This window comes from Microcoleus sp. C2D2 (assembly GCF_036702495.1).
Taxonomy (GTDB): Bacteria; Cyanobacteriota; Cyanobacteriia; order Cyanobacteriales; family Microcoleaceae; genus Microcoleus.
Genome location: NZ_JAUBTO010000135.1, coordinates 1 through 21,353 on the forward strand (window position 1 = coordinate 1; position 21,353 = coordinate 21,353).

17 protein-coding genes, 1 tRNA gene and 1 pseudogene are annotated in these 21,353 nt (G+C 46.4%); 9 read left to right on the forward strand and 10 right to left on the reverse strand.

Annotated features, from left to right (window positions below):
• Positions 1-1,891 (forward strand): Ig-like domain-containing protein (locus tag QUB61_RS30435; protein WP_333190255.1); only part of this gene is annotated, 1,891 nt, incomplete at its 5' end.
• 83 nt (positions 1,892-1,974) lie between these two features.
• Here the strand turns inward: QUB61_RS30435 and QUB61_RS30440 are convergent.
• The 3 genes from QUB61_RS30440 to moaC all read right to left on the reverse strand — a co-directional run bounded on the left by QUB61_RS30440 (position 1,975) and on the right by moaC (position 3,209).
• Positions 1,975-2,277 carry a DUF3181 family protein gene (locus QUB61_RS30440; protein WP_333132121.1) on the reverse strand — a complete coding sequence of 101 codons (303 nt, stop codon included), beginning with the start codon at positions 2,275-2,277 and terminating at the stop codon, positions 1,975-1,977.
• A gap of 64 nt (positions 2,278-2,341) precedes the next feature.
• The gene (locus QUB61_RS30445) at positions 2,342-2,599 is read right to left on the reverse strand and encodes a 2TM domain-containing protein (protein ID WP_333132123.1); all 258 of its coding nucleotides are present in this window, start codon (positions 2,597-2,599) and stop codon (positions 2,342-2,344) included.
• Between the two features lie 88 nt (positions 2,600-2,687).
• On the reverse strand, positions 2,688-3,209 hold the full coding sequence (gene moaC / locus QUB61_RS30450) for a cyclic pyranopterin monophosphate synthase MoaC (RefSeq protein ID WP_333132125.1): 522 nt from the start codon (positions 3,207-3,209) through the stop codon (positions 2,688-2,690).
• A 78-nt stretch (positions 3,210-3,287) separates the two neighbouring features.
• Between moaC and QUB61_RS30455 the strand changes: the two genes are divergently transcribed.
• Together QUB61_RS30455 and QUB61_RS30460 are read left to right on the forward strand one after the other, a co-directional pair.
• Positions 3,288-3,361, forward strand: a tRNA-Arg gene (locus tag QUB61_RS30455).
• A 316-nt stretch (positions 3,362-3,677) separates the two neighbouring features.
• On the forward strand, positions 3,678-4,928 hold the full coding sequence (locus tag QUB61_RS30460) for a transposase (protein WP_333132127.1): 1,251 nt from the start codon (positions 3,678-3,680) through the stop codon (positions 4,926-4,928).
• A gap of 29 nt (positions 4,929-4,957) precedes the next feature.
• Here QUB61_RS30460 and QUB61_RS30465 read toward each other — a convergent pair whose 3' ends face one another.
• The 3 genes from QUB61_RS30465 to QUB61_RS30475 all read right to left on the reverse strand — a co-directional run bounded on the left by QUB61_RS30465 (position 4,958) and on the right by QUB61_RS30475 (position 9,515).
• Positions 4,958-6,202 carry an MFS transporter gene (locus tag QUB61_RS30465; protein ID WP_333132129.1) on the reverse strand — a complete coding sequence of 415 codons (1,245 nt, stop codon included), beginning with the start codon at positions 6,200-6,202 and terminating at the stop codon, positions 4,958-4,960.
• Positions 6,203-6,387: 185 nt separating this feature from the next.
• Entirely contained in the window at positions 6,388-7,575 is a 1,188-nt protein-coding gene (locus QUB61_RS30470; RefSeq protein ID WP_333132131.1) for a glycosyltransferase family 4 protein, read from the reverse strand.
• A 251-nt stretch (positions 7,576-7,826) separates the two neighbouring features.
• Positions 7,827-9,515: a DUF2079 domain-containing protein gene (locus tag QUB61_RS30475; protein ID WP_333132133.1), complete on the reverse strand. Its 1,689-nt coding sequence runs from the start codon at positions 9,513-9,515 to the stop codon at positions 7,827-7,829.
• A gap of 88 nt (positions 9,516-9,603) precedes the next feature.
• On the opposite strand from QUB61_RS30475, the gene QUB61_RS30480 reads away from it, so the two are divergent.
• Both QUB61_RS30480 and QUB61_RS30485 read left to right on the forward strand, forming a co-directional pair.
• Complete coding sequence (locus tag QUB61_RS30480; RefSeq protein ID WP_333132135.1) at positions 9,604-10,845, forward strand: histidine kinase; 1,242 nt, start codon at positions 9,604-9,606, stop codon at positions 10,843-10,845.
• A gap of 196 nt (positions 10,846-11,041) precedes the next feature.
• Positions 11,042-12,265 (forward strand): RNA-guided endonuclease InsQ/TnpB family protein, encoded by a 1,224-nt coding sequence (locus tag QUB61_RS30485; protein ID WP_445300269.1) that lies wholly within the window; start codon positions 11,042-11,044, stop codon positions 12,263-12,265.
• Positions 12,266-12,276: 11 nt separating this feature from the next.
• Here the strand turns inward: QUB61_RS30485 and QUB61_RS30490 are convergent, their stop codons facing one another.
• Together QUB61_RS30490 and QUB61_RS30495 are read right to left on the reverse strand one after the other, a co-directional pair.
• Entirely contained in the window at positions 12,277-12,678 is a 402-nt protein-coding gene (locus QUB61_RS30490) for a biopolymer transporter ExbD (protein ID WP_333132137.1), read from the reverse strand.
• The gene (locus QUB61_RS30495) at positions 12,662-13,321 is read right to left on the reverse strand and encodes a MotA/TolQ/ExbB proton channel family protein (protein WP_333132139.1); all 660 of its coding nucleotides are present in this window, start codon (positions 13,319-13,321) and stop codon (positions 12,662-12,664) included. Before QUB61_RS30495 ends, QUB61_RS30490 begins: the two co-directional genes overlap by 17 nt.
• Before the next feature lie 758 nt (positions 13,322-14,079).
• Between QUB61_RS30495 and QUB61_RS30500 the strand changes: the two genes are divergently transcribed.
• On the forward strand, positions 14,080-15,588 hold the full coding sequence (locus tag QUB61_RS30500) for a TonB family protein (RefSeq protein WP_333132141.1): 1,509 nt from the start codon (positions 14,080-14,082) through the stop codon (positions 15,586-15,588).
• Between the two features lie 102 nt (positions 15,589-15,690).
• On the forward strand, positions 15,691-16,764 hold the full coding sequence (locus QUB61_RS30505; protein ID WP_333132143.1) for a hypothetical protein: 1,074 nt from the start codon (positions 15,691-15,693) through the stop codon (positions 16,762-16,764).
• A gap of 232 nt (positions 16,765-16,996) precedes the next feature.
• Here QUB61_RS30505 and QUB61_RS40150 read toward each other — a convergent pair.
• Both QUB61_RS40150 and QUB61_RS30515 read right to left on the reverse strand, forming a co-directional pair.
• Positions 16,997-17,134 (reverse strand): annotated as a pseudogene (locus QUB61_RS40150) (IS630-like element ISMae26 family transposase); the annotation flags it as partial.
• Positions 17,135-17,869: 735 nt separating this feature from the next.
• On the reverse strand, positions 17,870-19,021 hold the full coding sequence (locus tag QUB61_RS30515) for an ISAs1 family transposase (protein WP_333132145.1): 1,152 nt from the start codon (positions 19,019-19,021) through the stop codon (positions 17,870-17,872).
• A 255-nt stretch (positions 19,022-19,276) separates the two neighbouring features.
• Here QUB61_RS30515 and QUB61_RS30520 point away from each other — a divergent pair, with 255 nt between their 5' ends.
• Positions 19,277-19,606: a hypothetical protein gene (locus QUB61_RS30520; RefSeq protein WP_333132151.1), complete on the forward strand. Its 330-nt coding sequence runs from the start codon at positions 19,277-19,279 to the stop codon at positions 19,604-19,606.
• On the forward strand, positions 19,599-21,344 hold the full coding sequence (locus QUB61_RS30525; protein ID WP_333132147.1) for a pyridoxal-dependent decarboxylase: 1,746 nt from the start codon (positions 19,599-19,601) through the stop codon (positions 21,342-21,344). Before QUB61_RS30520 ends, QUB61_RS30525 begins: the two co-directional genes overlap by 8 nt.
• Positions 21,345-21,353 lie beyond the last annotated feature (9 nt).

Below are 21,353 nucleotides of genomic sequence, written 5' to 3' on the forward strand. Positions count from 1 at the left end.
CTTTGTGAAAGTTGATGCCAAAACCTACAGCTTTGATGTCACTCCTGCTGCTAGTGGTAATGTCACAGTTGATGTCCCAGCAGCAATAGCAACGGATACGGAGGGTAATAATAATACCGCAGCAACTCAACTAATTCGTACTGCTAATGTTACCACACCTGACATCACCCCGCCTACAGTTGCCTTAACATCAACTTCAACGCCAACAGTAACTGGTTTATTTAGCGTCACCGCCACATTCAGTGAAGATGTCAACGGCTTTGATAATACTGATATCACCGTAGCCAATGCGACTGTCGGTAACTTTGTGAAAGTTGATGCCAAAACCTACAGCTTTGATGTCACTCCTGCTGCTAGTGGTAATGTCACAGTTGATGTCCTAGCAGCAATAGCAACGGATACGGAGGGTAACAATAATACCGCAGCAACTCAACTGGTTCGCACTGCTAATGTCACCACACCTATTGTTGATGTCATCCCACCTACTCCTAACTTGAGTGCAATTTCTAACATTACTACAGCGGGTGGTACAAGCCAGACATTGACAGTTACTTTCAGTGAGAGTAGTGGAGTTGATGTTAGCAGTTTAGATAATTCGGACGTTGTTGTAAATTGGTCAGGTGGTGCTATTCCTGCTAGCTTTATTAGTGCCACACCGACTGGAAATGGTACGCCCCGCACAGCAACATATTCGTTGACGCCGCCTGGGGGAACTTGGGATAGTTTTGACAATGGTACTTACACAGTTAATTTGCAAGCATCGCAGGTGAAGGATGTTGTTGGCAATTTGTATGCTGCTAGCAATTTAGGTACTTTTAGCGTGAATCTTGCCGCGCCCGCGCCAACACCCCCAGTCGTACCAACCCCTCTGCCATCGGTAACGCCAACACCCGCACCAACTCCTGCGGAAACACCTGCGGAAACCCCTGCGGAAACACCGACACCTACACCAACCCCTGCGCCAACACCAACAACCAACAACATCCCCAATGACGACTGCATCTGCGATGACATTGCTTATCCCAATTTAAACCAACCCAATACAGTTGAAAACACGATACTCGGTGTATCGGGAATTCAAATAGGCACTGCCAAAAACGATGAATTCCTAGGCAGCAACAGGGGCCATATATTCGATGCTTCTTCCGGGAATGACAACTTATATGGTGGCGACAGCGACGATATCCTCAACGGCAACACAGGCAATGATTTTATCAGCGGTGGTAGTGGCGAGGACATCCTATTGGGAGATGAAAATAATGACATTATTCTTGGCGACTTGGGCAAGGATTTAATCTTTGGAGGCAAAGGTAATGACTCTATCCATAGCCGCGAAGGTGATGACATCGTTTATGGAAATAGAAATGATGACTTCATCGATGGTGGCAAGGATGATGACGTTTTATATGGAGGCAAAGGGAATGACATAGTGCTTGGTAGCCAGGGAGATGATTACTTGTTTGGAAACCAGGGTTCTGATACCATCTGCGGCGGTGAAGGCAATGACTTAATCGGTGGTGACGAAGCAGCAGATATTCTGGGAGGGTGTGAAGGAAATGATACTCTTTACGGAGGCGAAGATAACGATACTCTCACTGGTTGTCAAGGTGATGATATTCTTTACGGAGACTTGGGGAATGATAGTTTGATTGGCGGTAGCGGTAACGATATCTTTGTCTTAAATTCAGGTCAAGGATTTAATTTTATTGCTGACTTTACCATCGGTCAAGATTTCATTGGATTAAGCGGAGGTTTGAGCTTTAGCCAGTTAGAAATCACTCAAAATACTCAGGGAACTCTCATCAAAAATGTCTTGACAGGAGAGGAGTTAGGTGTGATGGTTGGAGTGAGTGCGAATGCGATTACATCGGCTAATTTCCGGTTGATTTAGGAAAAATGAAAAGTGCGATCGCCCCTTCGCTCAAAAAAGACCAAAAAAGGATCTCGCACTTAAATCCAAATCAACAATTGATATCACATCTGCCGCTGAAATTCTTCAAGCACATCCATCAACTGAACTTGACACTGCATCGGAATCAAATCTGCCAGCGGCACTTCCCGCTTGCCTCCGCCCAACTTGACTGGAATTCCTTGCAAAACTTGTGCAACTCTGTCAGCATCTAAATCGCCATCTTCCAGCATCGGGTAAAGTTGTTGGGCCACAACGGTATGCAGGTGGGCATCATTGAGATACAAATGCCACTTGGCAATATCTATGTAGACATTTTCGCCGATTTCAGCAGCTAAGGATTCGATCGCCTGTGTAGTATTAGCCATATCAAAAAAGCCGAAAGTTATTTGTTATCAATCAAAAGACTTAACAAATCGCCCACCACTGCCTTCAGCCAGAATCTTTGGTGAGGGGGGAATAATCGGCGATCGCAAAATGGTAAACCGCGTGGGCCAAAACTACTAGAGCCCATCCACCCGTTACCGTAATTGCCCAAGGCCAATCAGCCTTTTGCAAATTGTGAACAAACCACAAACCAGAATTGGTAGCAGAAAAAAGACCGACGTGGATGGCAAAATTCATGCGGTCATCTAAGCGGCGGTACTCTGGATCGTTGCGATCGGGTTTGCGGGGCCAACGAGGAGGCATAGTTTTTCACTTGATATTAGTAGTTCTGGGGCTATTTTAATCTTAAGTGCAGCTTTTTGAATTCTGCATCCCTCTTTCGGCAGGAAACTTATGCCTCTAAATTTTCATAGTCCCCTGACTTGCCGCCACTTTTGCTGACCAGGCGAATCGACTCAATGGCGATCGACTTGGACAATCCTTTCGCCATATCATACAAAGTCAGCGCCGCCACCGAAACCGCCGTCAGCGCCTCCATTTCCACCCCAGTTTCCGCCTTAATTTTCACCGTCGCCCGAATTTGATACCCCGGCAAATCAGCATCCGCTATCACCTGCACCTCCACACTACTCAGCGGTAGAGGGTGACACAGAGGAATCAAATGCGCCGTCTGTTTCGCCGCCATAATTCCAGCCAGCCTTGCAGTGCCCAACACATCACCTTTCGGCGCATTCCCCGCTTCAATCGCCGCAAAAGTCTCCGGTAACATCCGCACCCTCGCAGCGGCCACAGCTTGTCGCGCTGTTACCACCTTCGCCGAAACGTCCACCATTTGGGCTTCACCGCTGTTGTTGAGGTGAGTTAGCTGTGCCGCATCGGGCAATTTAGAAAAAGTTGGCGAAAGGTCTTGCATTATTTTGGTAATGGTGTTAATGTTAGATTCTGTGAGAAAAGAACTTAATCAATTTTAGATTAAATCTCAACTCAACAGGGGCTTGTAGCTTAGTTGGATAGAGTGCATGGCTACGAACCATGAGGTCGGGGGTTCGAATCCCTCCAAGCCCATTTAATCAAAAAAACCCTTGCCTCGAGGGAAAAAGAACCCTGCGGTCTAACGGTACTCCGTTGACCGTCAGGTTTGTTCACCAAAAAAATGGGCGGAGCGTAGCGGAGGGTTGAAGCCCCTTCTTCAGCGGACGGCTTTTTCTTTTCTTCTTTAGGTTTCTAATTAATGCTCTATACACATCAGTTTTAATCCTGCCTACAATCTTGCAGGGTTGCTCAAGAATTTTAACCTCAGACTACTTAACCAAAAAACGAGATATTTTTTAATAACTTATCCGGTCTTTTTCTGTACAATAATATTGTAGGAGGAGCGAAAATGTTTGGATGTCAACAAGTTTTAATCAAGTCGGATAAAGGTACTCAAGCAGTCCTTGAATATCTTTGCTCTGAGTCTGCAAAGCTGTCGAATTGCGGCATTTACTATTCTCGCCAGTTATATTTCAAAACTGGCAGAATTCCGAACCGTGCTCAGTTGCACAAGGTTTTGGGAACCGAGAATCAGAATCTACACTACAAAGCGTTCTATTCGGATACAGCCCAGCAAATCCTAACGGGGGTAGCAGAGTCTTTTAAATCTTTCTTGGGCCTACTCAAAGGTATTAAGAATGGGATGGTTACGCAACGTCCCAAACTACCAGGATACCGTCAAAGCGGAATGGCACTTGTGACATTCACAGGGCGGTCAGTAAAACTCAAGGATGGAATGCTTCGATTCCCACTTGGAAGCAAGGTAAAAGCGTGGTTTGGTTTAGATTCTTTTTTCCTGCCAATGCCCTCAAATCTCGACTTTAAGGCAATTCGAGAGTATCGAATCCTTCCTCGTAACGGCTGTTTTTACCTAGAATTGATTTACAAAACAGAAAATATTCAAGCAAATGTAGACCCTGATAAATGCCTAGCAATTGACCACGGAATAGACAACTGGCTAACTGGCATAAGCAATGCAGGCACTAGCTTTATCATTGATGGCAAGCACCTTAAGTCCCTTAATCAGGGATATAACAAACGAGTTGCTTCTCTAAGGTCAGGTAAAGCTAACGGCTACTGGTCTAAACGGCTTGCAAGCTTGACTGAAAAACGTAATCGCCAAATGCGAGATGCTGTCAACAAAGCTGCAAGAAAAGTAATTCAGCACTGCTTAAACAACCAAATCGGTACAGTTGTTTTTGGTTGGAACAAGGGACAGAAAGACTCTGCCAATATGGGGAAAAAGACTAACCAAAAGTTTGTGCAAATTCCCACAGGCAGGCTAAAAGACCGAATCGCTCAGTTGTGTGAGCAGCACGGAATTAAATTCGTTGAAACTGAAGAATCATATTCTTCCAAAGCTTCGTTTGTCGATAATGATTTTCTACCTACATTCGGCGAAAAACCTGAAGGGTGGAAGGCAAGTGGCAAGCGGCTTAAGCGTGGTTTGTACCGAACGGCTCAAGGCTGGTTGATTAATGCAGATGCCAATGGTGGTGCAAATATTGCCAGAAAAGTAGCGATAATGCTTGGACTCGATCTAAGCGGAATCAGTAGAGGCGACTTGTCAGCGCCTTTAAGACTAAAGTTGTGGTCTTAAGAATCTCCGTGGCTTTAGCCCGGAGAGTGTCAACTATTCAAAGCATAAACATCTTTGCCTCGACCGATCGCAAATTTCATGGAATTAGACAAGCCCTTGCTAGACTGAGTAATAAAAATCAGCAAAGCCAAGCCAGCGAGTCCAGCCGCCAAACCAAACATATTTCTGTAGCCAACTTGTTCAGCAACAAAGCCTAAAGTCGGCCCTGCAATCGCAATTCCCAAATCAAATCCGCCAATACAAAGCGAAAACAAGCGGCCCCTTTCATAAGGTTCGCACCTGTCCGACATCAGCGTTACCATCATCGGGATAACCGTACCGCCGGCGCAACCTTCAACCAAAGCTGAGATTAAAAAAGCACCGCTGTTGTTAGCCAAATACAACAATAACATAGACAGAATATAACAGATTAAGCCGGCAGAAATAAACAAGCCGCGACCGTATTTGTCCGAAGCCCGTCCCGTGACCACTCGCATACCAAAACTGGCGATAGCCGCCGTCGAATAAAATAATCCCGGATTCAAATTAGCCTTGGTTTCTTGGATAAACAAAGGCATAAAAGTGCTCAAAGTTCCGAAGACTAAACCAACCACCAATAACACTAAAGCCGGAATCCGCACCCGGGGATTCCACAGCATTTGCCAGTATTTTTGGCTATTTTTGCCGTCAGATAGCAAGTCAGATTTTGTTAAATCGGCAAAATTTTGTTCTGCAATTTTGCAGGTGAAAAATATTGCCGTTGCAGCGAAAGTTGCCGACATCGCAAACAAAGGAGTATAACCAACCCAAGCTTGCACAAATCCGCCAATAGCCGGGCCAAATGCTAGACCGATAGGACTCACCAAACTCATGTAACCAATTAATTCGCCTCGCTTTCTTGGAGGCGACAAATCTGTTACCAAAGCGCTGTAAGCTGTGGTAAAAGCAGCGATGCTAATGCCGTGAAAAGCGCGAATAAGTAACAGTAAGGGGATAGATTGAGCTAAGAGGTAGCCCAGAGGGGCAATCGCAGCGACTGAGGCGCCTAGAATCAAAACTTGTTTTCGCCCCCTGCTGTCGGCTATTTTACCCAACTGCGGCCTCGATAGCAAAAGTCCGATCGCAAATGCACCCATCACAAAGCCAATTTGCTGTTTTGTGCCGCCCACAGATTGAACGTACAGCGGCAAAGTTGGCAGCAGCGAAGCCATACTCGACCAGAATAGCAGCCCTGCGGTGAATAAAGTCAGCAAGCTGCGTCTGGGTTGGGGCTCGATGTCCCTAAAAATATTCAAGATGCCAATTCCCTTTAAATTGTCTGAATGCACTCAAAGTAAGGTAGATTTCGGCAGTTTTATTTCCTGCGTTTTGATTGCAGGATCCGGTTTAAATACCCCTTTATATTTTAGTCTTTTAGAGAGGGAGTTGGTTTGACAAGTAGCGGTTGAAACCGCCGAGAGTTATCTTCAACCTGTCAATTTCACCAATCAACCTCAGCCCTTTCCTCCACCACCCGGTGATAAACCCACTCGGTTTCCATCGCCAACTTCGGCCAACTAAACCGGCGTTCCAAATCCTCATAAGCATTGTCAACCAACCACTGCGCGTAACCCGGATTTTTCAGCACCTCCAAAATTCCCCAGGCCAAAGAATCCCGATTGTTTGCCTCAGTAACAACGCCAGTTTTAGTGTGCAGCACCACCTCTGGCAAGCCGCCCGCATCCGAAACCACCACCGGCACCCTTGCAGCAAAGCTTTCTAACGCTACAATCCCAAAAGGTTCGTAAAGACTGGGGAAAACCGCGCAGTCAGCCACCGTCTGGAATTTGTCGAGATGTTCCTCAAACATGAAGCCTGTAAAATAACACTTATTCCAAATTCCTAAATGCCAAGCCAACTGTTTTAGATGGTCTGTATTGCCGCCGCCAACTATTACAATTTTCGCTTGACCGCCCATTTCCCAAATTACTTTAGGTGCAGCATTCAGAAATACAGAAATACCTTTTTCGTAGCTAATTCTTCCTACATAATACACTATTTTTTCGTCGTCTGCAGCAAACTGGCGGCGGAAGTTCATCGCGTCAAATTCGTGCCAGCGCGGCTTTTTATCCGGTCTAATTCCGTTGTAAATTACCTCTATTTTGTTCCAGGGAGTCGATAGCACCCGTTCGGCTTCCCGCCGCATATAATCGCTGCAAACAATTACCCGCCAAGCGTTGTAAGCGAGGTCGTTTTCCTTGGCGCTAATGTAGCGCTGCCCCTCATTGTGGATGCCGTTGAAGCGCCCGTATTCGGTGGCGTGGATGGTGGCAATTAGCGGTACTTTAAAGGTATGCTTGAGGGCGATCGCCGCATCTCCTACCAACCAATCGTGAGCGTGGATGATATCAAAGGGGCCTTCCTCCAGCATCAGTTTGCCGCCTTGTTTGCCCATGCTTTGATTGAGGTTCCCCACCCAGTGAAAAAAGTCTTTGGCGTGCCCCACCACCACCCGATGTACCCGTATTCCTTCCACCACTTCGTACATCGGCGCGTGGCCGAACTCTACTGTAATTAAGTGAATCGAGTGGCCCAGCTTCACTAATTCTGGATACAGTTCCGCTACGTGGCGGGCGATACCGCCTACGATTCTGGGAGGAAACTCCCATGCCAATACCAAAATTTTCATCTTTCTCCCCTCCAAAGATTTTATATATCTTAATGTTTAGGATTAACAAACTTATTGTATAATAACCAGCCTTAAATGTTAGTCGATCGCAAGTTTATGCCCAAAGCCTGACTTTTGGCAGCAACCAGGACGCAAAATCATGCAGAAACCGGGTTTTTGCAGGAAATTGCTCGATCGCCATTGCCTGAAAAAAACAGGTTTCCTCAAGATTTGTGCCACAGACTCAGCCTCGGGCTCTCGCGTCTACCCGCTTAGCCTTTCTTCAAAATCGGCTCCAATTCGCGGCGAAAATCGATCCAAGCAGCAGCCGATGCAGAGTTAGAAACAGCACCCTGACGCATCAAAATCGCACCGTCTTCAAAGCCAACAATTCCGTACTCTCCAGATTTGGACATTCGATCGATCGCCGGTACGATCTCCTGCAACTGTCCCCGTTCCCCGCGAAACGCAGCCTGATACTGCTGCAACTGCCACATATCGGCAATTACATATTCCATCTTCACTGGCTTCCCCGCATCATTGCGCAGTTCAAACATCGGAAACCTGAGAATTTCACGACGGCTTGACAAAATCGGCACAATAGTATTCGTCGCTGCCACGCTAGCATCAGCAGGAATTTGAGCCAAAAGTGGTCGCACTTGCAAAACGTGCTGCCACTGTCTGACGAGAGGAACCTGCACCCAAGGGTCGAGAGCATCGGGCAAAATCCAAGAAAAAGTCCGATTTGGGTTAGAAGTGAAGGTAAAAAATAGCGACAAGCAGATACAAAACGCCCAAAAGCGGCGAAACTTTGAAGACGAAGGCAGAGGAAATAAAGCAGAAGGAAAACGCAAAAATATTTTTTCCTCTCTCACCATTCTATCTTCTTCCTTTTGACGCTGGGCCCACCACAGAATCGCCCCATAAAAAAGCCCTGGAACCACAGTCATCGCATAGCGGATATTAATCGCCAGCACCGACTGTCCTTTCGCTAAAAATAGCTTCAGCAGCGGAAATCCAGCTATCATCCAAGACGCAGGCGCGAAAGCTGGAACCAAAGCCAATGGCAACCACTGGCCAAGGAGGTATCTAATCTTACCAAAAAACGGAGTAAATAATGCAGCCACCAACCGCCCGGGATTGCTAACCATTCCCCAAATAATTTCAAGAGTCGAAGCTTCATTTCCATCGGCATATTGACCGAAGCGCTCCATCATAAACCGCTGGGATATATCAGCAGAAAACCTAGGCATAATCAGATTGGTCAGGACGATCATATAACCAAAACTGAGTATGCAGACGGCTAAACCAGTCCGAGGGTAGCGCCGGCTCAAAATCAGGTAAACTCCGACGCCAAATAAAACAACTCCCCCATCTTCTCGCACGGCCAAAATTAAAGTTGCCAGAATCCCAAACAGCGGCCACCAGCGCTTCTCCATCGCCAGCAGCAAGCCAAAGACATACAGCGGGATTTGACAAATGTCGTGAAAATTGCCCAAAGTCGGACCGATGACGGCGTTAGCGCAGTAATAGCTCACAACAATTGTCGCCGACAGCCTTGGTTCGAGATAGTGTCTGGCGAGAGCCCAGAGCACTCCTCCAGCCGCGGTAATTAAAGTCACCTGCAACACAGTCAAAGTGACGGGCGAGGGAAACAGCGAGTAAATTGGCAGCCACAGCATCAGCGCCGGGGTGAAATGCTGCCCCAACCGGTAGTAAGATACGGACGGGAGCTGGTTTTGGTGAACCACATTAGTGGACAAAGCCGAAGAGAGGGAACTCTCAAACAAGTGACCCCGAGTGCCGTTCCAAAAAAGTTGATTGAAAATGCCTTGGTCGTAAGTAGCGTAAAAGCTGTAGTAGCGGTGCAGCGTCAGCAACAGGCACAGCACAAAAAAGGCGGCCGCCACTTGAACCACCACCCGCAGCGACTCATTTTTATTCCATCTCAAAAATATCATCTGCCCGCCGTAATGAAATTATCGGACAATAGCATAAATCTAAAGTAAGTATTAAATTAAAGTAGAAGTGAAATAACTCGGCTAGGCAATGCTCAATTATTTTCACCCGATCGAAAAGTTCAACAGCGTCCATCCAACACCCGGCACCAGCGATACCGACTGTTCTCCCGAACAGCCGGCCAATTCCGCACCGCTTTTACAGCTTTTGCTGTTTGTAGACAAGCGTTCCTCTTCCCGGGAACAGACCAAACACATCCGCAAGTCCCTAAAGGATTTGAAGGCAGAGTGCGACTTTGAGCTTCAAGTCATCGACGTAGGAGAACAGCCCGATTTAGCCGAACACTTTAAACTTGTAGCCACTCCCTCGCTGCTCAAAATTCATCCCGAGCCGCGACAAACTCTCGCCGGCAGCAATTTGATCGCCCAACTCGAACACTGGTGGCCCCGCTGGAAGCGTTCTGTAGAAGAATACGCAGCTCAGCAGCAGTCGGCCCCAGCTCTTGCTGAAACCCTGACTGAGCCAAAACCAATCTATTCCGTTGCTTGCGCCGCCGAACTCGTGCAGCTTTCTGATGAAGTGTTTCGCCTCAAACAGGAAAAAGAACACCTGCAAGAGCAGTTGCAGTTGAAAGACCGGATTATTGCGATGCTAGCTCACGACCTGCGCAATCCTTTGACGGCCGCATCTTTGGCTTTGGAGACTTTGGAGTCAAATCAGAAGGTGAAAGAGGGGGAAAAGTCGCGTTTGACACCGAGTCTGGCGGCTCATTTGATGAAACAAGCCCGCCGCCAAATCCGGATTGTCGATCGTATGATTACAGATATCCTGCAAGCAGCCCGGGGTACAAACGCTCAACTCCACATTGAACCAAAAAGAATCGAACTGGGGGCGATTTGTCAAGATGTAATCCTGCAGTTTCAAGACAAATTTCAGGCGAAAAGTCTGAACTTAGAAACAGACATTCCCACAGATTTGCCCTTGGTTTATGCCGATCCCGATCGCATCAAACAAGTCATAGTCAACCTGCTTGACAACGCCAGCAAGTACACGCCAGACCGAGGAACTGTTAATCTTTCAATTCTCCACCGCACCGCTTACAAAGTTCAAGTCAGCATTTGCAACACCGGCCCGGGAATTCCTGAAGAAGATTGCGCGAGCATTTTTGAAGACAGCTTTCGCTTGCAGCGAGATAAATCAACAGACGGTTACGGCATTGGACTGTCTCTGTGTCAAGGCATCATCCGCGCCCACTACGGTCAAATTTGGGTAGACTCCGTACCCGATCGAGGCAGTTGTTTTCACTTTACCCTGCCCGTTCAAAATAAGTAACCCCATCTCAATACTTTCAGCTACTCTATCCAACATTCCTAGAATACTTCTAGGATATGACCGCTTTAAGCTCACAATTGGACGCAATTATTAACCTACCGAAAATTTTGGGGTTAGAGCCTCGCCCTTCTAGGGCAACTTTCTAAAAACCGTCCATACGATTAATAGAACTGGTATATAATGTAGTCAGGAGGTGATGCAAGTGTTCAACCTGACTTATGAGTTCAAGCTTAAGCCAACACAAAATCAAATAGTGATGTTTGAAGAATGGTTAGAAACTCATAGACGGGTTTACAACCACGCTTTGGCAGAGCGCAAAGACTGGTATAAGTCTCGTAGTTGTCAGGTAAATGTTTGCAGCCTTCGCAGTTGCTATATCATTCCTGCTGATGCACCACGCCCAAGGTTTGCTAATCAATGCAAGTCTTTGACTGCTGCGCGCCAAGAAAACGAGTACCTAAAACGTGTTAATGCTCAATCCTTGCAGCAAACGTTGAGGCGAGTAGAAAAGGCTTTTGTAAATATGTGGGAACAAAATCATGGGTTTCCAAGATTTAAAAAGCCAGGACGGATGCGGTCTTTCTCTTTCCCGCAATTAGGGCAGAACCCGTTCAGCAATGGGTATGTAAAATTACCTGTGATTGGTGCTGTTAAAGTTCGCCAATCACGGTCTATTCCTGATGGCGGAGTCATTAAGCAAGCACGTGTAGCTAGGCGTGCTTCTGGCTGGTACGTGATGCTAACCGTTCAATGGGATGTATTGGTACCCTCTCCCCTTCCACATGGTGAAGCAGTAGGAATTGATGTAGGACTCACAAGTTTCGTTGCAACTTCTAATGGTCTAACACTCAAGCGTCCGAGGTTTTTTGCAGATGCCGAACGCAAGCTTAAATTGCTGCAACAGCGCGTTTCCAGAAAACGTAAAGGCTCGAACAATTGGAAGAAAGCTCTGCATAAAGTTGCTTCATTACATGAGTACGTCGCTAACTGTCGCAAAGACTGGCATAGAAAGGTGTCTCACCAAATCTGTGATGATACAGGGATGGTATTTGTTGAGGATTTGAATCTTGTGGGGTTGTCTCGTGGGATGCTGGGTAAGCATTGTCTAGATGCTGGATTCGGTCAATTCTTCAACATCCTCGAGCAGACTTGTTTCAAGCGTAATGTCTATTTCCAAAAAGTAAACAGTCATAAAACAAGCCAAATCTGCCCAAGTTGCTCCGTTGAAACAGGCAAAAAAGAACTTTCAGAACGTACTCATGTTTGCTCAAGTTGCGGTTATACAACAGACAGAGATGTTGCAGCCGCTCAAATAGTCGCCATTCGGGGACTTGCAGCCGTAGGGCATACGGTGAAGATGCACGGCACTGCAAGTAAATTCGTTGGAATCCCTGTGAAACAAGAATCCTCGCACCTTTAGGTCAAAGAGTGTCAATTTGCGGTAGCAATCCCTAACTTAGCTCCCTTAATTCGGCGTAATCTATCCATAACTTCCACAACATTTCCGTGAGAGACGCTTTTATCCGCATTCAGCACAATTAAGGCGCTCGGATTTGACCCCATCACTTGTCGCACCGTACTCTCAATCTGCTCTAAGTTGACTAACTTTTTATCAACCATGAATTTTCCCTGAGCATCAATGGTAACGGTAATTTTAGCAGGCGAGTCCTGAACTTGAGAGGTTGATGCTTTCGGTAAATTTACGGGCAGACCTTCGGATTTGGATAAAGACAAAGAGGAAACAATGAAAAACGTCAATATGGCGAAGGTTACATCAATCAGTGGCACGATGTTGATCTGGGGAATACTTTCAGGTTCATCGGGTAGGCGCATAGTTAGATTCTCTTGGTAGTTTTTCGTAGTTGTGACGGTACAATAGCTCTAGCTGGCCTCCGGCTTCCTGTATAAAAGCTATCTGCTGTAAGTAAAACCCGCGAAACATATTGGCAAATACGAGCGTAAAGATTGCCACCACTAACCCCATTGCCGTAGAAACGAGGGCTTCGCTAATCCCCCCGGTAACGCCTGCGGCATTGGTGCCTGCAGCATCTCCCAGTTTGAGGGAGTCAAAGGTGGTAATTAAGCCCAAAACTGTTCCGAGCAACCCAAATAACGGGGAGAGGGTGATAATGGTGTCAAATATTGTATTGAATCGCTTCAAAACGGGGATTTCTGCCTGAGCTGCACTCTCTAAGACCAAACGAAATTCATCGATGTTGGGCGAGTCTAATTCTAATGCTTCCAAAAAAATTCTGGCTAACGGCAAATCAGCGTTTACTTGTAACTTTTTGATGGCGGAATCCGGGTTTTGACTGTAAAGTTTTAGCACTTCCCGGACGACACGCCGCTGTCGCCGATTCACTTTAAACCAAAAAACAAGACGCTCTAAAATCAGTGCGACTGCTGCGATTGACGAGGCAAGCAGCGGCCAAGAAACAATGCCCCCAGCGCGAAAAATGTAAATGAAATTATCCATTAGTTTGTATTCTCGTTATCTGTGTTGAGCGATCGCAAGCTGCCTAATGGTGCAATTAGCCCGATCGAAGGCTGGTAGAGTTTCTGCGTCAAGTCGGCACAAGTGATTCAGACTGCGAATTGTTTCACTCAAGGGCGATCGCGATCGCACAAACGCACAAACGCACTACCTGTATGTGACTATTTTCGTCTTTACCCAAAATGCTTCTACTGCGATCCCGACCGATTTTTCTGCCAGTGCTTCTTTAGTAAAATTTGCGTTAGGACTTGACAATAATCTTCAATACTTTAAAAGATTCTCAACTAGGTTTCCACAAAATTCCGTCCTTGTCAAGCCCTCACCCACAAGTATTGATATAATAAACTTATCGGTTAATTAATATTAATAATAAATAATTATGTATTTATTATCTAAAAAGCTTGAGAATGCTGAAATTTATTGGTACATTCGGGGATTGAGTATTGCTGTTAAAGAATTTTGGAAGCTTGCCCTGCCAGAATCCGAAAATTGACAGCGCCCATGAGAGGAACGCAGGCCCACCCAAAGGAAATGCTGATTGGTGGCGCCTAGTCGCTCTATCAAAATTAAATAAATGAAAATTAATTGCAAGAGTCTTGAACAGGGTGACAGTCTTCTTATAGGATGGGTAGGTTCATCTTTGATAGCAAGCTCAACCCGCAGTTGGCAGCTTGTTTCGGGTGATGTGGGGGAGCCAGCGAGGATGTTGCCAACCCATCCATAAAGGAGATTGATAAGGCATGAGTTTTTCAAATGTTTCGGCGACGCAAAGACAACAACAAGAAGAAGCTCTCAAAAAAGTTCTGGCGCTCAGTCTGTTAGGCTCAACCTTCCTGCACGGTGTCGCGCTGCCGTTTAGCCTCAACTTCGTCAAACCTGCTGAATTTTCACAGGATTCTATTGAAGTTGTGATGCTTGATGAGCCTAAAGTAGAGGAAATCCAGCCAGAGCCGGCTATTGAAGAAAAGGTATCTCCCCCGCCTGAGACGTTAAAACCAGAACCGCCACCAGAGCCAACTCCCCCAGAGGAGCAACCGGTAGCAGCAACGCCACCGCCGATTCCAGAGGAGCAACCAATAGCAGCAACGCCCCCGCCGATTCCAGAGGAGCCACCGGTAGCAGCAACGCCCCCGCCGATTCCAGAGGAGCCACCGGTGGCGCCAACGCCCCCGCCAATTCCAGAGGAGCAACCCGTGGCGGCAACGCCCCCGCCAGAGATTAAGGAAGAGCTGCCAACGGAAACTCCGCCACCAACTCCTGTGGAACCTTCCCCCCCACCTAAAGAAGATTTAAATCCGCCAGTAACTCCTAAAAGCCCGATCGCCCAGGAGCCCGAAAAGCCCTCGCCCGACCCTCCAAAAAGCGAACCGCCCGTTAACGCCTCCCGCCCCAAGGGTGGTGGGAGTCTCCCAAACTTTCCAGATACTGGAAATCCCAAGTCCCCAGACAGCCCTGAAAATAATAACCGGCCTGCTTCGGCGGGTAGCGGGGAACCTTCCTCAGGGCCATTAAATCCTTCTTCCGGGCCGATACCGCGATCGCCCGGGGCTGGGTCGCCAGTCACAGCTACTAGGCCAGGAGGCGGCGGCAATTCTGGAAATGCGATCGGAGGTTTAGGAAACCTTGCCTCTGGTGGCCCCGGAGGCGGAGGCCCCGGAGGCGGAGGCCCGGTCGGAAGTGGGTCGAACTCACCATCCGGCGCCAGCGGAAATGGCGACATACCTTCCTCAGAGCCATTTGGCGATGGTTCGGGGCGATTGGGGGGATCGTCGAGGGCTGGCTTACCAGGCCCAGGAGGCGGAGGCCCAGGAGGCGGAGGTCCAGGAGGCGGAGGTCCAGGAGGCCGAGGCCCAGGAGGCGGAGGTCCAGGAGGCGGAGGTTCTGGAGGCGGAGGTCGTGGAGGCGGAGGCTCTGGAAGCGGTTCGGGGACTGTGCCAAAACCGACAAATCCAGGAAGAGGGGGGAGTCCTTCGCGCCCGAACGGCGCGCCTCTGACCACTTGCATTAGTGGTTGCGGTAAACCTAACTATCCGATCGCAGCCAGAGAAGAAGGGCGCGAAGGCCGAGTGGAACTCATTTGTGACGTTGACCCCAGCGGTAAGACATTCAACATCAAGATCGTGACTCCTAGCAAATACAACGACTTGAATAAGGCAGCGATGAAAACAGTACAAGAAAGGAAATATGCCCCATCAGAGAGTGGCTTTCAAGGAGAAGAAATATCCATTATCTTCGATCTCATTGACTAGGGATTTTTTTGAGACTCTAGCAATTTGGCTGGGAATTCTATAGCACCGTCCAAGGAATAGCAAAGTTAAAAGTTGAATTTTTTGTGAATTATGAATTTGGGAATGTCGTCAGCAATATTAAGTAAACTTCAGCGAGTTGGACTCGCTCTATTACTTGGTTCCAACTTGGGAATGGCTGTGTTGTTTGCCAACCCTGACAGCGCAGTGGCCGGAGTAATTACTTTACCCGATGGCGGACGTTGCGAGGGAGAATTGACTGAGGGAAAACTCAGCGGCCCCGGCATCTGTCAATATGCCAACGGCGATCGCTACGAAGGCCAATTTCTCAACGGCCAACCTCACGGTCAAGGCATCTATACCTTTAAAGAAGAAGGCCGATACCAAGGAGAATTTGCCTTGGGTGAATTCAACGGTCAAGGTGTCCGCGAATTTGCTAACGGCAACCGCTACGAAGGAAGTTTTAAAAACGGTGAGTTCGATGGTAAAGGCACTTTTACCTCAGCTAACGGCATTCGTTACGAAGGCTCTTTTACAAATAGTTCTCCCAGCGGTCGAGGGGTTTTTACGTTCAGTAATGGCACTCGTTGCGAAGGAGATATTAAAGAAGGAAAAGTTAACGGCAAAGGCGTCTGTGAATATGCTAATAAGAACCGCTACGAAGGAGAGTTGCTGAATAATCTACCTCACGGGCAGGGAATTTATACCTTTGCTGAAGGAGGCCGTTATGAGGGGCAATTTAGTGAAGGGCAATTTCACGGTAAAGGGGTTCGCGAATATCCGAACGGCAACCGCTATGAAGGAGAGTTTGTCAAGGGCAACACTCAAGGTCAGGGGTTGTTTACTTTTAAAGAAGGGGGACGTTATCAAGGGCCGTTTGACAATGGAGAATTTAGCGGTGAAGGTGTCCGCGAGTTCGCCAATGGAGATAGCTATAAAGGCACTTTTGTCAAGGGTAAGATGAGCGGGAAAGGAGTTTACGTTTTTAAGAATGGCGATCGCTGCGAAGGCGAATTTAGCGAGGGTCAGTTCAACGGCAAAGGTACCTGCATTTACGCCAATGGCGATCGCTATCAAGGTGAATTCCTCAAGGGGCAAAAACACGGTCAAGGTTTGTACATCTATGCAGACGGAACGAAGGTAGAGGGAAATTGGCAACAGGGGCAGCTTCAAAAATAACCTTATAACTCACATCTTGCACCATTCTCAAGAACGGGCTCTTCGGCTTCACAAAAGATAAATTTTCTTGTGGAACAGGCCGGAAAGCCTGTTCATAAAAGCCTAATTGAGAATGGTGCAATATCTAAGTATAACCTATCTCCCCCTACTTGTTTCCTCCCCTCCTCTCAGTTAATTATTTTAAAGTTGCATCATTATTCTTTTCTATTATTTCCACTAAAGTCACTAATTATTTGCTATTTAATTTTGTGGGTGGACTTCCGACTTGAGCAATAGGACTGATATCTCCTGTCTCTTCAGATCTTTTTAGTAATTTTTGAACAAAGCTCTTGGCTACCTTAAAACGTTCTGCTAGTTTTCTTATTGAGATATTTTCTTATTCTCTCACTTCTATTATTTTTTTTATTTAGTGAATAGGGTTGCATTGATGATTTTTCTCTAAATAGTTTTACTTTACTAAATGTACCTCATAGCTAGGAAAAACGCTATATCTCCTTTGGGATATGAACCTATCAATATCCTTAGGCGATATCGCTTTCATTTATTTGAAAATTTGCAGAAGGGAGCGATGCGTCCTTTGCGTAATCCTGAGCAGTTGGGTGAACTTGATGATTGGTTGTTTTAGTATTTATAGCCTTTCGAGCGTAACATGTTCCGACGTGCATAGGGCATAGGGCATAGGGCATCGGGCATCGGGCATCGGGCATACCTCACTTTCTTAAGAACCGCTATATGTACTAATTTGCTCTTGAGTTGACAATCTTTAAAAAGCCGATCTAGCAAACGTTTCCGCCTTGGCGTTGTTTTTGTCACACTTGCCGCTCAAACGCCACCTCTTACATCTACCGTTAGTTGGGTATTTTTGCTCACTTAAATACCCCTTTTTATAGAAACGTGCTTGCAGCCTATATTCTATGTTGTAATCAGAGTATATAAAAAAGCGTGTGTTTTTTGAATTTACTGGCATACTCGCAGATGAGTCGCTAGGAAAGCGACTTATACCAATTTTTTATGAGGCCCCGTAGAATCCGATCACCCTGGCGCCCCCCTTAATAAGCAGGGTGGATTAATTGTCGAGAGGCTAAATCAAGGCTATTGACCGACATTATGCGAGGCATTTAACAGTTTTATCTAGACTAGATAAATCAAAAAGTAACTCACTCAAATCTTCAATTTGATTAGCCATTAATCTTAAAGCTTCGGGAAAAGTATGAGTACATTTCAGGCGAGCCAATGAAACCAAAAATTGTCTAATCATTGCCCAGTTAGCAGGTGCATTGCCACCACGACGAATATCGTTATCCTCGTTTAACGTCACATCTTTAACCCAATGCAGCCGATTTTCAATCAACCAGTGACCACGAATAGCATCGCCAAATTGACTGGCTGACCAATCCAGACTACTTAAATAATAGTGTACTTCATCGAAATCAACTTGGCGACGACGACTTTTTTTTCCCTCCCATCGAGTCCCATATCTCCTGACCACAATTATATGTTTTGCACCGACCCAAAGGGGCAATAATTGAGGTGGAATTGGATAAATTTTGGTGTGGCGAGTTGTGGTTCGTCCATGTACACATTCAGAAACTTCATTTTCGGAGGCCGCCCTAGCAGAACTGACTAATTTATTAGCAGCTTTAAACAGATTTAATTGATTCTTTTTGAGCGTAACTATATAGTCATTACCACCATCAATAATTAAGGCGAGCGTTTTTTTTTGACAATGTAGTGCATCGACGGTAATTACTACTTTATTACCGGATAGTTCTTGAACTAGCTCCTGTACGACTTCGACTTCACTTTTATGTTTATTTTCCATAACTTGATGTCGAACTACCCATCCATGATGATGACTATAAGCGGAAACCATACTGACAAAGTTTTGGTAAGAGCTGCTGCCACCTACTGAGGTACTTTTAATGCTTTTTCCATCTATTGCCATCAATTCTCCTTCGTCTATTGACAATTTCTCTTGAGACCATACATTAAAAAGAACGGCTAATATCTCAAAATCTAATGATTGAATTATATTTCTAAACGTTGAGTCTGATGGAAACCGAATATTACTTGGGAGGTTGAATAATTTTATGAGGGTCTTTCGATGATTTTTGGTGAATTCTACTAAGGGCTTATACCCCCAATATCCCGTGCAACTACCCAACAAAATTATCGTTAATATCAGCCAAAATTCATGTCTAATACCTCTCGAATGTCTAGGATCGGGAACTGCTTTAATTGATTCAATTAAATTCATTGTTGATTCATTCCATAATGATAGTTTACCCGGACGGGGCAGACTTGATTACCTCTTCTATCATACATTCCCCCCCTGACAATTAATCCACCCTGCCTAGCCCCCCGCGGGAGGGGGGGACAAGATCGCGATCTTTCGTCCCCCTTAAGAAGGGGGATTTAGGGGGAGCGAGATATGTGCAACTTCACATTAAATTGGTATTATCAACAATGTCCGATTTGCTGATTTTGCAACAGACATGGGTTAATCAAGCACATTCTCAAAACAGAATTACACTGTCATTTAGAAGGTTCAATTCAACCAGCTCCCCTACTAAAGGTAGCTGCACGTAACAATATTGAACTACCTTTTTCAGACGAAAAAGGCGCCAATAAATATTACCAACTTAAAACCATGTTTCATGGGGATGTTGTTGATAACTATTTACAGGTTGCCAAAACATTTAACTTAACAGCAGAGGACATCAAAAATCTGGCGAGTTTTAGGGACGATTTGACTAAAGCCAATTATTTAGGGTTTACAAGCGAAGTATCTCAACTGCGAACAGCACTTTTTAACGTCTATCAAGGATATCGACATGGTTAAAAGTATGTCCAAACAGTTTAACGAATTCATTCAAGACGATAGGGGTGATTTATCTATCAATCGTCTCACAGGAATTCCTAACATCAATTCGCCTCAGCCACCAGGAGATATTTCCACTTGGTTTCTGGGTACGCGGGCAGAAAATGGTGCTGAATTTAAAGAATTAATTGCCAAAGCTGTAGACCACATTATCGAGTATCGGCAGACATACCTGCCGGACGATCCAGAAACCATCACTCCTGAAGTAAAAAGCTCCCCAGAATATCGTGCTGGGATGGGTGCTTTGACAGACGCTTATCACAAATTGCTGGAATATTTGCGCGAGTACGCGACTCCCTATTTCAGTATGCGTTACCAGGGTCACGTACTGTGGGACACGACGTTGCCTGGAATGCTTGGCTATTTTGCCACCATGTTGCACAATCCCAATCAACTTACCATTCAGATGTCCACAGCGACAACCTTGCTGGAGTTGCTGGTAGGTAAGGATTTGTGTGCAATGGTCGGTTTTCCTTCTAATAACGAAATCGAACCTTGGAGCCATATTACGGCGGGCGGTTCCATTGCCATCATCGAGGCTGTTTGGGCGACGCGAGAACTGAAATTCTTCCCGTTTGCGGCGCGTGAAGCTATCAAAATAGAACCAGCACTCTTCAAAGCTCGTAACATTGAAGTGCCGATCGTAGACGGTAGCCACCCTAAACTGCTGGAAGCAACATCGTGGCAGCTATTTAACATCCGCCAAGATGACATTCTTAGTTTGCCTCAGCGAATTTGGGATCTGTGCGGCGAGAGCGAAGAACTCCAAGATATTTATAGCGTTTGGGATCTGCTGTTAAAGCGCAGCCTTAACGCTCGAGGATGGTCTGCAATGTCGCGCACCTGTTTCCCAGATGTCGGGGATTTGAAGATGATAACATCGTCAACCAAACACTACGCTTGGCCGAAGGCGATGGGGAGTCTTGGCATGGGTACTGACAACGAGATCGATCTATACGTTGATGCCGATGCGCGGATGGATATGAAGAAGCTAGAAGAAGCCTTAGCCGAGTGTTTGTCAAACCGCAATCCGGTGTTGTTGACGGCAGCCGTCCTTGGCAGCGTCGAAGAAAGCGCCGTCGATCGGCTTGAGAGTATCCTGGAATTACGCGAAACCTATCGGAAAAAAGGGTTGGAGTTCAATATCCACGTCGATGCGGCTTGGGGTGGATACCTGATGTCAACGATCCGTCGCGACTATAAATTTGCAGAGCAAAATTCTCCACTATTTATAGACGATTTTAGTCGCGTACCTTGCAACGAACACACGCTCAGGCAGTTGCAGCGCATCCGGGAGTGCGATAGTGCCACGATCGATCCGCACAAAATGGGCTATATCCCATATCCTGCGGGAGGCAACCTCTACCGCAACGGTCAACTGAAAAATCTCACAATTTATGCTGGTTCCTACATCGGTGCCACCCAATCAATTCGCCCCCAAGAACCGTCAGTGGCTATTTACGGTTTGGAAGGATCTAAACCCGGTGCTAGAGCAGCGGCGGTTTTCCTATCCCACCAAGTAATTCGACCATCTGTAAGCGGCTATGGCAAGATCGTCAGCCAATCCATGTTCAATACCAAGTTGTTCTGTCTGCGCCTATTGTTGATGGCAACAGAGCAGGATAACTTTATCACCAAAGAACTGGGTCTGAAGCCCCGTCCTTATAGGACGGCTTTGATTCTCTTCATTTTCTGTTAATTGTATTGA